We start from the raw sequence: 12,035 nt of genomic DNA on the forward strand, positions 1-12,035 counted from the left end.
ATGACATCGGCCCGGGCCAGTGCATCGCGCACGCCCTGGCTGCTGTCAGCGCCGGCCTTCACGCTGTTTGCCTGCCTGTTGCTGGTGCCGCTGGCGCTCACGGCAGTGCTGTCCTTCCAGGTGTTTGACCACGCCACCGGCGTGAAGAACAGTTTCACCCTGGCGCATTACGCCGCCGTGCTGACAGACGACTACTACCACGGCATCTTCTGGCGCACGCTGTGGATTTCGGCGCTCACCACGCTGATCTGCATCGTTGTCGGCGCGCCCGAAGCGTATGTGCTCAGCCGCATGCGCAGCCCCTGGCGCTCGATTTTGCTGCTGGTGGTGCTGGCGCCGCTGCTGGTGTCGGTGGTGGTGCGGGCGTTTGGGTGGAGCATGCTGCTCGGCCCCGAAGGCGTGGTCAACCAGGCCATGCGCGCCGCGGGCCTGCCGTCGATGCGCATTCTCTACACCGAAGCCGCCGTGGTCATCGCGCTGGTGCATGTGATGCTGCCTTTCATGGTGATCCCGGTATGGACATCGTTGCAGAAGCTGGACCCGGGTGTGGAAGACGCGGCGCTGTCGCTGCAGGCCTCGCACTTCACCACCTTGCGCCGCATCATCTTTCCGCAGGTGCTGCCGGGCATCCTGTCGGGCAGCCTGATCGTGTTCGGCCTGAGCGCCAGCGCCTTCGCCATCCCGGGCCTGCTAGGCGGGCGGCGTTTGAAGATGGTGGCGACGGTGGTGTATGACGAATACCTGCACGAGCTCAACTGGCCGCTGGGCGCGGCGATCGCGCTCACTCTGCTTCTGGCCAACCTGGCCATCATGCTGAGCTACAACCGCGTGCTCGAGCGTTCGTACAAGAAATCGCTGGGATAAGGAGCGCGCCATGTCCAGGAACGGTCCTCTCGCTCTGCTCTTCAACGCACTCGTCATCACCTTCATGCTGGCGCCTCTGGTCATCGTGTGCGTGGTGGCCTTCACGCCCGGCAACACGCTGGCCATTCCGACCACGGAGTTTTCATTGCGCTGGTTTCGTGCGGTGTTCGCGCATTCGGACTTTGTGCAGTCCTTCAAGAACAGCCTCTGGCTGGCGTCGATATCTGCGACGCTGGCTACGCTGCTGGCTGTACCGGCCGGGCTGGCGATTGCCCGCCATACCTTCCCAGGCCGTGATTTTCTCAATGGCCTGTTTCTTTCGCCGCTGATCATTCCACATCTGGTGTTGGGTGTGGCCTTGCTGCGCACCTTCTCGCTGATCGGCGCGACCGGCAGCTTTTTCTGGCTGGCGCTGGCGCACGTGGTCATCATCACGCCCTATGTGCTGCGGCTGGTGCTGGCTTCGGTTGAAGGCAGCGACCGCAGCGCTGAGCAGGCGGCCCTCTCGCTGGGTGCGAGCCAGGCGACGGTGTTTGTTCGCGTGACGCTGCCGATGATCCTGCCTAGCGTTACCGGCGGCTGGCTGCTCGCTTTTATCAACAGCTTTGATGAGGTGACCATGTCGATCTTTGTCACTGCGCCCTCCACCGTGACCTTGCCGGTGCGGATGTACATGTATGCGACCGAGTCGATAGACCCCTTGATGGCGGCCGTCTCGGCCCTCATGGTGGCGCTCACGGCTGTGGCCATGCTGGTGCTGGACCGCATCTACGGCCTCGACAAGATCCTGGTCGGACACAAATGAAATCAACCATTGAAATTGCCGGGGTGAGCCACAAGCCTGCAGCCCTGCTTCACCGCCTGGCCGAAGGCAACCGCAAACCGGTGAACTTTGTGCTCAATGGGCAAGCCCTGAAGGCCCTGGCCGGCGACACCGTGCTGACGGCGGTGCTGACGCACGGCGCGCAGTTGCGCTTCAGCGAATTCAGCGGTGAGCCGCGCGCCGGCTTTTGCCTGATGGGCGCCTGCCAGGACTGCTGGGTCGCGACCGAATCGGGCCGGCGCCTGCGTGCCTGCAGCACCTTCATCGAAGAAGGCATGCGGCTGGTGACTGGCGCGGAGGGAGCGGTATGAGTACGCAGGCGGTGATTGTGGGCGCCGGCCCGGCCGGCGTGCGCGCTGCCGAGGCGCTGGTGGCGCACGGCCTGCGTCCCGTGGTGGTGGACGAAGCGCCGCGCTGGGGCGGGCAGATCTACCGCCAGCCGCCCGCGGGTTTCTCGCGGCCCAAAGAGGCTCTTTATGGTTTTGAAGCCGGGCGCGCCGATGCGGTGCATGAGGCCATGGCCGGTATCCTGGACAAGGTTGATTACCGCCCCGACACCCTGGTCTGGAGCGCTGAAGGCGGCAAGCTCGACTTGCTTCATCACGGGCTGATGAGCACGCTGCCCTACAGCCATCTCATCGTTGCCACCGGTGCGGCGGACCGTGTCCTGCCTTTTCCCGGCTGGACTTTGCCCGGCGTCTACACGCTGGGCGCCGCGCAGGTGGCCCTGAAATTCCAGGGCTGCGCGATCGGTTCGCGCGTGGTGTTTGCCGGCACCGGGCCGCTGCTGTATTTAATTGCTTACCAGTACGCCAGGGCCGGCGCCAAAGTTGCGGCGGTGCTTGATACGGCCAGTTTTGCAGGCAAGGCCGCCGCCGTGCCCGCCATGCTGCGCCAGCCGGCGCTGTTGGCCAAGGGCCTTTATTACCTGGGCTGGTTGCGCATGCATGGCATCGCGGTGCACCAGGGCGTGGAACTGGTACGCGCCACAGGCGACGAACGCGTGCAGGCGATGCACTGGCGCAAGGCCGGCCGAACGCAAGAGATCGCCTGCGACGGCGTGGGTTTTGGCTACGCGCTGCGGCCCGAGACGCAACTGGCCGATTTGCTGGGTTGCCGTTTTCGCTATGACAGCCTGCAGCGTGGCGCATTGCCCGAGCGCGACGCCATGGGCCGCTCCAGCGTGGCAGGTGTCTACCTGGCTGGCGATGGTGCCGGCATCATGGGCGCTGATGCCGCGGAATGGGCTGGCGAGCGTGCCGCGCTGGCGCTGCTGGCGGACACCGGGCACAGGATCGATGTGGCACGCGCGGCCTCGCTGGAAAACCAGCTTTCGCGTACGGCGGCCTTCCGTGAAGGACTGGAGCGGGCCTTTCCGTTTCCCACTGGTTGGGCTGCAGCCGCCCCTGATGAACTGGTGGTCTGCCGCTGTGAAGAAATCACCGCAGGCGAGCTGCGCCAGTGCGTGGCCGACACCGGCGCACGCGAGATGAACCGCCTCAAGGCGCTGACGCGGGTGGGCATGGGACGCTGCCAGGGGCGTACCTGCGGCGTGGCCGCGGCGGAAATCCTCGCGCAGGCCTGCGCTGCGCAGCCTGATGCCGTGGGCCGGCTGCGCGGACAGGCGCCCATCAAGCCGCTGCCGTTTTCAGCCATGGCCGCCCAGGCGATGAAGCAGGAGGGCGTGTAATGGAACGCGTCACGGCCGACGTTGCCATTGTGGGCGGCGGCATCATGGGCTCGTCGGCGGCGCTGTTTCTGCGTCGCATGGGCATTTCGGTCGTGCTGCTGGAGCGCGACCTCTGCGGCTCCCGTTCCAGCGGCGTGAACTACGGCGGCGTGCGCCGCCAGGGTCGGCCGATCAGTCAGCTGCCGCTTTCGCAGCGCGCGCAGGGCTTGTGGGCGCAATTGCCGGAACTGATCGGCATCGACGGCGAATACCTCCCTTCGGGTCACCTCAAGATCGCGCGCAGCGAAGCCGACATGGTCTCGCTCGAAAGCTACCGCGAGCGCACGTTGGGCTTCGGCATGGATTTGCAGATGCTCTCCATGCGTGCCTTGCGCGAACGCTGCCCGTGGCTGGGAAGAGCTGCCATAGGTGCGTCGCTGTGCCCTGGTGACGGGCAGGCCAACCCGCGCCTCGTGTCGCCGGCTTTTGCAATGGCCGCGCGCAAGATCGGCGCCGACGTACGCGAACAGACCCGCGTGGACGAAGTGGCGCGCGACGGAGCGATGTTTGTACTGCGCTCGGGCGATGCGCTGGAGGTTCGCGCCAGACACCTGCTCAATTGCGCAGGCGCCTGGGCAGGCGCCCTCGCGGCGCAGTTCGGTGAGCCCGTGCCCATGGAGGCAGGCCATCCCGAGATGTCGGTGACCGAACCGCTGCCCGCATTCATGAACCTCAGCCTTGGCGTGGAGGGCGGCGGTGTCTATGCCCGCCAGGTGGCGCGCGGCAACTGCGTCATCGGCGGCGGCCGGGGCTACGCGCTGGACGACCAGCGTGCCCGCGCACAGCGCAGCGGCCTGGCCGGCCTGATGCAGCAAACCGTCGAGCTGCTGCCGGCGCTGAAACACGCGCACATCATTCGCACCTGGAGCGGCACCGAAGGCTACCTGCCCGACCGCCAGCCGGTAATAGGCCCAAGTGCGACCACACCAGGCCTGATTCATGCATTCGGATTCGCCGGCGGCGGCTTCCAGCTGGGCCCGGGCGTGGGTGCGGTGCTGGCCGACCTGGTGCAAAGCGGCGAGAGTGCCACGCCTATCGACGCTTTTTCGATTGAACGCTTTTCCGCAAACCCGCGTGCGACAACCGCCGGGCTTGTTTCTTCCACCGTTGTCTAGTCCTCTTCTCCATAGTCCTCCTCGATTTCACTGCTTTCACTTCACCAACGCCACCAGGAGCTTTCCATGAACATCTCCCTACGATTCCTGACCGCCCGCGCTACAGCGGTGTCGCTTGCCGTTGCAGCCGCCGGCCTGGCCGGCGGAAACGCCATGGCCCAGACCAAGACGCTGTACATCGGCATGAACGGCGGCACCATGGAAAAAACCTACACCGAGAACGTCTTCGGAGCATTCGAGAAGGCCAACAACGTCAAGGTCGTGGTCGTGCCCGGCACTTCCTCGGACATCCTGGCCAAGGCGCAGGCCAACAAGGACAACCCGCAGATGCACGTGATGTTCCTGGACGACGGCATCATGTACCGCGCCATCGGCATGGGCCTGTGCGAGAAGATGCAGGCCACCCCTGCGCTGAATGACCTGTTTCCCACGGCACGCTTCAAGGGCGATATGGCCGCCGGCGTCAACATCGGCATGACCGGCATTGCCTACAACAAGAAGATGTTCACCGAAAAAGGCTGGGCTCCGCCCACCTCGTGGATGGACATGGCCAACCCGAAGTACAAGGGCAAGGTGGTGTTCCAGTCGCTGTCGTCGTCGACCTTCGGCCTGCACGGCTTCCTGCTGTTCAACCGCATCCAGGGCGGCAACGACAAGAACGTGGAGCCCGGCTTCAAGGCCTGGCCCACGACCATAGGACCCAATGTGCTCGAGTACATCCCGAGCTCGGCCAAGCTGGCTGAAATGGTGCAGACCGGCGAGGCCGCGATGTTCCCCCTCACGCCCACCGCCGTCGGCGTGCTCAAGGAAAAAGGCCTGCCCGTGGAATATGTGCAGCCCAAGGAAGGCTCGGCCGTGCTGACGGTCGGTGAATGCGTGATCGCCAAAAACAGCGAACCTGCGCTGGCCCACAAACTGGCCCAGTACCTGCTGTCGCCTGAGGCGCAGGCCGCGGCGCTGGAGTTTGGCGACCAGATCCCGTCCAACCCCAAAACGAAGGCCAGCGGCAAGGCTGCCGCGCTTGTGACCCAGATGAACACCTACATGAAGACGGCGACTACGGTGGATTGGGATGCCATCAACGAGAACCGCCCGGCCTGGAATGCGCGCTGGAACAAGACAGTCGAGCGCTGATCATCTGTTGCCAGCGCCTTTCGCAGGCGCATGCAAAAACCCGAAGCAGGCTTCCTGAGTCACTTCGGGTTTTGTACTTTTAGGTCCTCGGGTCAATAGGGATGTGCGCGAGAAGCTACTAAATCTATAGCAATTTAATTGTGCCGGCCGCGCAGCAAACGCAAGCCGTTGCCCACCACCAGCAGGCTGGCGCCCATGTCGGCAAACACCGCCATCCACATCGTCGCCGTGCCGAAAACGGCCAGGAGCAGGAAGATGCCTTTGATGCCCAGTGCCAGGCTGATGTTCTGCCACAGGATGGCGTGCGTGCGTTTTGACAGCCGCACCGTTTCGGCCACCCGCTCCAGGTTGTCGTTCATGATCACCACGTCGGCCGCTTCCATGGCCGTGTCGGCGCCGGCGCCGCCCATGGCGAAGCCGATGTCGGCCTGCGCCAGCGCCGGTGCGTCGTTGATGCCGTCGCCCGTCATGCCGGTGGCGCCGTAGTGCCGCTGCATTTCGCGAATGGCGTCGAGCTTGGCCTCGGGCAGCAGGTCGCCGCGGGCGTCGTCGATGCCGGCCTGGCTTGCGATGGCGCGCGCCGTGGCGGCGTTGTCACCGGTCAGCATCACGGGTGTGACGCCCAGCGCCTTCAGGTCGGCAATCGCCTGCCGGGACGTTGGCTTGATGGTGTCGGCCACTGCGAACAGGGCCAGCACGCGCGTGCCGTCGGCCAGCAGTGTCACCGTGCGGCCTTGCTGTTCATGCCGGGCGAGTTCAGTTTCCAGCTCCACGCCGCACAAGCCCAACTCATGGATAAGGCGGTGATTGCCCAACACGAGGCGCTGGCCCTGGGCCGTTCCCTCAACGCCCCGGCCCGGCAGGGCCTTGAAGGCTTGCACGTCGGCGGCTTCGGTGTTCAGGCCCGCTGCAATCGCTTTGGACACCGGATGATCAGATCGTGAGGCCATGCCGGCGGCCAGCTGTGCGGCCACCGCTGCGTCTGCATTGCCCCAGGTACGCCAATCCACCAACTCGGGCTTGCCCTCCGTGATGGTGCCGGTCTTGTCGAGCGCAATGGCTTTGAGCAGGCGCGCCTGCTCGAGGTAGGTGCCGCCCTTGATCAGGATGCCCCGGCGCGCGGCGGCCGAGAGCCCGCTCACCACCGTGACGGGCGTGGAAATCACCAGGGCGCAGGGGCAGGCGATTACCAGCAGCACCAGCGCCTTGTAGATCGACTCCTGCCAGCTCAGGCCCGCCAGCAGCGGCATCAACACGGCGACCGCAACGGCGATGGCGAACACGGCCGGCGTGTAGACGGCGGCAAAGCGGTCGACAAAACGTTGCGTGGGCGCACGGCTGCCCTGGGCTTGCTCGACAGCGTGGATGATGCGTGCCAGCGTGGTGTTGCCGGCCGCCGCCGTGACGCGCACTTCGATCTCTCCGGTTTGATTGATGGTGCCGGCAAAGACGGCGGCACCGGGTTCCTTGTCGACCGGGATGCTTTCGCCCGTGATCGGCGCCTGGTTGACGGCGCTGTTGCCCAGGGTGACTACGCCATCCAGCGGCACGCGCTCACCCGGCTTGATGCGCACCACGGCCTCTAGCGGAACGGCGGCCACAGGCGTTGCTGTCCATGCGCCGTCCGCGCCCCGCATCAGCGCTTCTTCTGGCGCCATGTCCAGCAGGCCCTTGATGGCATTGCGCGCGCGGTCTACGGCTTTGGCTTCGATCAACTCGGCAATGGCATAGAGTGCCATCACCATCGCGGCTTCCGGCCACTGGCCGATCAGGAAAGCGCCGGTGACGGCGACCGACATCAGCGCGTTGATGTTGAGCTTGCCGCGCAGCAGGGCGGCCATGCCCTTTTTATAGGTGTCCAGGCCGGCCAGGCCAATGGCCAGCGCCGCCACCGCCATGCCGGCGACTTTCCAGGCCAGCAGCTCGGGCGCAAAAAAAGACACGGCCTCGGCGCCCACGGCCAGCACCAGCGCCGCGGCCAGGCGGGTGACACCGCTGCCAAAACCGTCATCATGGCCGTGGTTGTGCGCATGCCCCTCATGGTCATGGCCGTCTGCTTGCGCGTTGGCACCCGTCTGGGCAGGTTGCGGGTCAAACCCGGCCTTGCGGATCGCGTCCAGGGCAGTCGCACAGGCTTCTTCGCTGGCGTCTATTCGCAGCGTGCGTGCACCCAGCTGGAAGCCCAGCGACCGGATACCGGCGATCGGCTCCAGCGCGCGCCGGATGTCAGACTCTTCGGCGCTGCAATCCATGGTGGCGATGCGGAAAATCCGCCCCGCGGCACCGGCGGCATTGGATACAGGTGCGTGTGTGGCGTGGGCGCCGCCACAGCAGTCGCCGGTAGGGGCATCCGGGCCGGAAACAAGGGTTTTTTCAGATTTCATGGCCTAATTGGAAACCCTGTAGCGGCCTTAGAGTCAAGCTGGCTGCTGAAGTGACCCTACAGCGATGTGGGGACGATGTTCAAGGAGTCGCCATGAAAATCGGAGAACTGGCCAAAACCGCGCAGACCCAGACGGAAACCATCCGTTACTACGAACGTGAGGGTCTGTTGCCCGAAGCGGCGCGCACCGACGCCAATTACCGTATCTATGACGAAAGCCATGTGCAGCGCCTGGCCTTCATACGCCACTGCCGGTCGCTGGACATGACGCTGGCGGAAATTCGCGCATTGCTGAACTTCAAGGATGCGCCGGCCGGCAGCTGCGACGACGTCAACAGCCTGCTGGACGAGCACATCAGCCACGTCGCCACGCGCATCCGCGAACTCAAGGCGCTGGAAAAAGACCTCAAGGTCTTGCGTGAGCAGTGTGCCAGCGGCCAGGCCGCGGGCGACTGCGGCATCCTCAGCGGCCTGGAAAAAGCTGCACTGCGGCAAAGCCAGAACCGCGTCCCCGCCGGGCGCGGCCATGCAGCGCATATCCACGGCGCGCACCCGCAGGTCGGTGTGCCCGCCAAAGAAGAGGACCGCCAAAACCCCGCCACCGGCAAGGCGGCAGCCGTGCGCAAGTGACGAAACGCGGGCTGTTTATTTTTACAAAGCACTTGCTTGCTAAAAATATCGGGTTTTGCTAAGGTCCGTCCTTATGGACAAACCTGCCGCGCGTTCGCGACCTGCCGCACGCGCTCATACCCCTTCGAAAACCGCAACCGACAGCGCTGAAAAGCGCCCGCGCGGCCGGCCGCGCAAAACCCTGGACGAACGCGACGACGGCAACCGGCGGGTCGAACTCGTCAATGCGGCCGCCCGGTTGTTCCGGAAAAAAGGTTTTGACGCCACCAGCACCCGCGACATCGCGGCGGCCGTCGGCATGCACAGCGGTTCGCCCTTCTACCACTTCAAAAGCAAGGCGGCACTCCTCAATGCCGTGATGGAAGAGGGCATGCGTTCCGCCTTGCAGCGCCAGGCCGCGGCTTTGAAGGCGGCAGGGCTTTCCACCGCTGAGGCGCCAGCGCTGCTGCGCGTGCTGATCCGCAATCACTTTGACGTCTTGCTGGGCCCCGGCAGCGACTTCATCCCTGTGATGCTTTACGAGTCGCGTTCCATCACAGCCCGGCAGCGCAACCTGCTGGCAAAGCTGCAAGGCGACTACGAAGCCGTGTGGGAGCCGGTGCTGGAGGCGCTGGCCACCGCAGGGCAACTCAAGGGGCCGGTGAAGCTGTCGCGCCTTTTGATTTTTGGCGCGCTCAACTGGTCGGTGCAGTGGTTTGACGCCAAAAAAGATGCATCGCTGGATGATCTGGCGGATGCGGCCATGGCGCTGTTCATTGGAGAAAAAACTCCGAAATTCCCGGCAAGAAAGGTCCGCGCATGAGTTACCAATCCGTGTTCCGCCCCGGCCTTTTTTCCGGCCAGGTCATCGTTGTCACCGGTGGTGGCTCCGGCATTGGCCGCTGCATCGCGCATGAACTCGCTGCGCTGGGCGCGCATGTGGTGCTGATAGGCAGGAATATCGAGAAACTTCACAGCGTGGCCGGGGAAATCGTGGCGCAGGGCGGTCGCGTGAGTTTTCACCCCTGCGACATCCGCCAGGAAGAGGCCGTCAAGACCACCATCACCGCCATCGTGGTGGCGCAGGGCCGTATCGATGGGCTTGTCAACAACGCGGGCGGCCAGTACATCACGCCGCTGGAGTCCATCAGCGCCAAGGGCTGGGAGGCCGTCATCAACACCAACCTGACCGGCGGCTTCCTGATGGCGCGCGAATGCTATTTGCAAGCCATGCAGGGCAAAGGCGGCAGCATCGTCAACATCGTGGCCGACATGTGGGGTTCCATGCCCAGCATGGGCCACAGCGGCGCGGCGCGCGCCGGCATGGTGAGCTTCACCGAAACCGCGGCGGCCGAATGGGCCCATAGCGGCGTGCGGGTGAATGCGGTCGCGCCCGGCTACATCGCCTCCAGCGGCATGGACCACTACCCGCCTGAGGCCGGCCCCATGCTGCGCGAGATGCGCCACACCGTGCCGCTGGGCCGCTTCGGCACCGAAAGTGAAACCTCGGCGGCCGTCGTCTTCCTGCTCAGCAAAGCCGCCAACTTCATCAGCGGCACGACGCTGCGGGTGGATGGCGCCCGGCCCCAGGTGCGCATGGGCTGGCCCATGCGGCGGCCCGATGCCGAAGCGCTGCAGCGTGAGGCGATCAAGCCCTTCGACGGCTTTCACCTGGCAGAAACCCCCAAGGTCTTCCAGTCATGACGCTGTTCCAGTCTGCGTGGAATGCGCAATCGCCACAAGCCTCGCAGCGGCGTGAGGCGATGCTGTCGCGCATCGCCGCACTGCGTGCGCTGGAAGAACGCAGCGCTGCCGCCTCGGCGAAGTCGCGGCCCGCCTTCGACAAGCGCGGCCAGTTGCTGCCGCGTGAGCGTGTGGCCTTGCTGCTGGATGCGGGGGCGCCCTGGCTGGGCCTGTGTTCCCTCGCGGGTTATTTGCAGGACAGCAAGGAGGCCGGCCAGTCGGTGCCGGGTGGCGGCGTGGTGGCCGGCATCGGCTTTGTGAGTGGCGTGCGCTGCATGGTGGTGGCCAGCGACTCGGGTATAGAAGCCGGCGCCGTCCAGGCCATGGGGCTGGAAAAGATCCTGCGCGTGCAGGAGATCGCGCTGCAAAACAAGCTGCCCTTTATCCACCTGGTGGAAAGCGCGGGCGCCAACCTCATGCGCTACCGGGTCGAAGGCTTTGTGCACGGCGGCAGCCTCTTTCGCAACCTGGCGCGCCTGTCGGCGGCGGGCATTCCCGTGATCACCGTGCAGCACGGTTCGGGCACGGCGGGGGGCGCCTACATGCCGGGCCTGAGCGACGTCGTCATCATGGTGCGCAAGCGTTCCCGCGCTTTCCTTGCCGGCCCGCCGCTGCTGATGGCTGCCACCGGCGAAGTCGCCACCGAGGAAGAGTTGGGCGGCGCCGAAATGCACACCGGCGTGTCGGGCCTGGGTGAGCATCTGGCTGATGACGATCGCCATGCGCTGGGGCTGGCGCGCCAGGTAGTGGCCCGAACTTCATGGTCAAATCGGGCGGCAGGCAAAGCAGGACGGGCGCAAGCAGCTACTAATTTAATAGCAGGTAAGGATTCCCCCAGCGAACCTGTTTACCCGCCTGACGAGCTGCTGGGCCTGGTCCCCAGCGACCTGCGCCAGCCGCTGGACATGCACGAGGTCATCGCGCGGCTGGTGGATGGCTCCGATTTTCTGCCTTTCAAAGCGCTCTACGGTGAGGCCACGGTGTGCGTGCAGGCATCGATTGATGGCTATGCGGTCGGCATCATCAGCAACAACGGCCCGATTGATGTGGCCGGCGCCAACAAGGCCACGCACTTCATCCAGCTGATGTGCCAGTTGGGCCACCCCATCGTCTATTTGCAGAACACCACCGGCTACATGGTGGGCAAGGAGAGCGAGCAGGCCGGCATGATCAAGCACGGCTCCAAGATGATCCAGGCCGTCACCAACGCCTCCGTCCCGCAAATCACCATCCAGTGCGGTGCGTCCTTCGGCGCGGGCAACTACGGCATGTGCGGCCGCGGCTACGCGCCGCGCTTTCTCTTCAGTTGGCCCAGCGCCAAAACGGCGGTGATGGGCGGCGAACAGGCCGCGCGCACCATGCAGATCGTGGGCGAGGCGGCCCTGGCGCGCAAAGGCATCACGCCGGATCCGGCCCAGGCGAAAGCCCAGTACGACAAGATCGTCGCCATGTTCGAGGCGCAGGCCGATGTGTTCTACACCTCGGGCCTGATGCTGGACGACGGCGTCATCGACCCGCGCGACACGCGCGCGGTGCTGACACAGTGCCTGGCGATGTGCGCCGAGGCCGATGCGCGGCAGCTCAGGCCCATGCAGTTTGGCGTGGCGCGTATGTAGACCGCCTGAAAAAAAACGG

General features: G+C 65.2%; 11 protein-coding genes. 10 read left to right on the top strand and 1 reads right to left on the bottom strand.

Annotation, left to right across the window (positions count from 1 at the left end):
• From AC1DY9_RS11745 to AC1DY9_RS11770, 6 genes are all read left to right on the top strand, one after another.
• Positions 1-864: an ABC transporter permease gene (locus AC1DY9_RS11745; RefSeq protein WP_477666765.1), complete on the top strand. Its 864-nt coding sequence runs from the start codon at positions 1-3 to the stop codon at positions 862-864.
• 10 nt (positions 865-874) lie between these two features.
• Entirely contained in the window at positions 875-1,669 is a 795-nt protein-coding gene (locus AC1DY9_RS11750) for an ABC transporter permease (protein ID WP_477666594.1), read from the top strand.
• Positions 1,666-1,998 (top strand): (2Fe-2S)-binding protein, encoded by a 333-nt coding sequence (locus AC1DY9_RS11755; RefSeq protein WP_477666595.1) that lies wholly within the window; start codon positions 1,666-1,668, stop codon positions 1,996-1,998. Before AC1DY9_RS11750 ends, AC1DY9_RS11755 begins: the two co-directional genes overlap by 4 nt.
• Positions 1,995-3,377: an FAD/NAD(P)-dependent oxidoreductase gene (locus AC1DY9_RS11760; RefSeq protein ID WP_477666596.1), complete on the top strand. Its 1,383-nt coding sequence runs from the start codon at positions 1,995-1,997 to the stop codon at positions 3,375-3,377. Before AC1DY9_RS11755 ends, AC1DY9_RS11760 begins: the two co-directional genes overlap by 4 nt.
• Positions 3,377-4,531, top strand: coding sequence for an NAD(P)/FAD-dependent oxidoreductase (locus AC1DY9_RS11765; protein ID WP_477666597.1), 1,155 nt, complete (start codon positions 3,377-3,379; stop codon positions 4,529-4,531). Before AC1DY9_RS11760 ends, AC1DY9_RS11765 begins: the two co-directional genes overlap by 1 nt.
• 66 nt (positions 4,532-4,597) lie before the next feature.
• On the top strand, positions 4,598-5,665 hold the full coding sequence (locus AC1DY9_RS11770) for an ABC transporter substrate-binding protein (protein ID WP_457281158.1): 1,068 nt from the start codon (positions 4,598-4,600) through the stop codon (positions 5,663-5,665).
• A 134-nt stretch (positions 5,666-5,799) separates the two neighbouring features.
• Here the strand turns inward: AC1DY9_RS11770 and AC1DY9_RS11775 are convergent, their stop codons facing one another.
• Positions 5,800-8,049 (bottom strand): heavy metal translocating P-type ATPase, encoded by a 2,250-nt coding sequence (locus AC1DY9_RS11775; protein ID WP_477666598.1) that lies wholly within the window; start codon positions 8,047-8,049, stop codon positions 5,800-5,802.
• Positions 8,050-8,141: 92 nt separating this feature from the next.
• On the opposite strand from AC1DY9_RS11775, the gene cadR reads away from it, so the two are divergent.
• The 4 genes from cadR to AC1DY9_RS11795 all read left to right on the top strand — a co-directional run bounded on the left by cadR (position 8,142) and on the right by AC1DY9_RS11795 (position 12,016).
• Positions 8,142-8,678 (top strand): Cd(II)/Pb(II)-responsive transcriptional regulator, encoded by a 537-nt coding sequence (gene cadR / locus AC1DY9_RS11780; protein ID WP_477666599.1) that lies wholly within the window; start codon positions 8,142-8,144, stop codon positions 8,676-8,678.
• 73 nt (positions 8,679-8,751) lie between these two features.
• Complete coding sequence (locus AC1DY9_RS11785; RefSeq protein ID WP_477666600.1) at positions 8,752-9,480, top strand: TetR/AcrR family transcriptional regulator; 729 nt, start codon at positions 8,752-8,754, stop codon at positions 9,478-9,480.
• Positions 9,477-10,361 carry an SDR family oxidoreductase gene (locus AC1DY9_RS11790; RefSeq protein WP_477666601.1) on the top strand — a complete coding sequence of 295 codons (885 nt, stop codon included), beginning with the start codon at positions 9,477-9,479 and terminating at the stop codon, positions 10,359-10,361. Before AC1DY9_RS11785 ends, AC1DY9_RS11790 begins: the two co-directional genes overlap by 4 nt.
• Positions 10,358-12,016, top strand: coding sequence for an acyl-CoA carboxylase subunit beta (locus AC1DY9_RS11795; protein WP_477666602.1), 1,659 nt, complete (start codon positions 10,358-10,360; stop codon positions 12,014-12,016). Before AC1DY9_RS11790 ends, AC1DY9_RS11795 begins: the two co-directional genes overlap by 4 nt.
• Positions 12,017-12,035: the final 19 nt, after the last annotated feature.

It is taken from the genome of Polaromonas sp. P1_F6 (genome assembly GCF_056405695.1).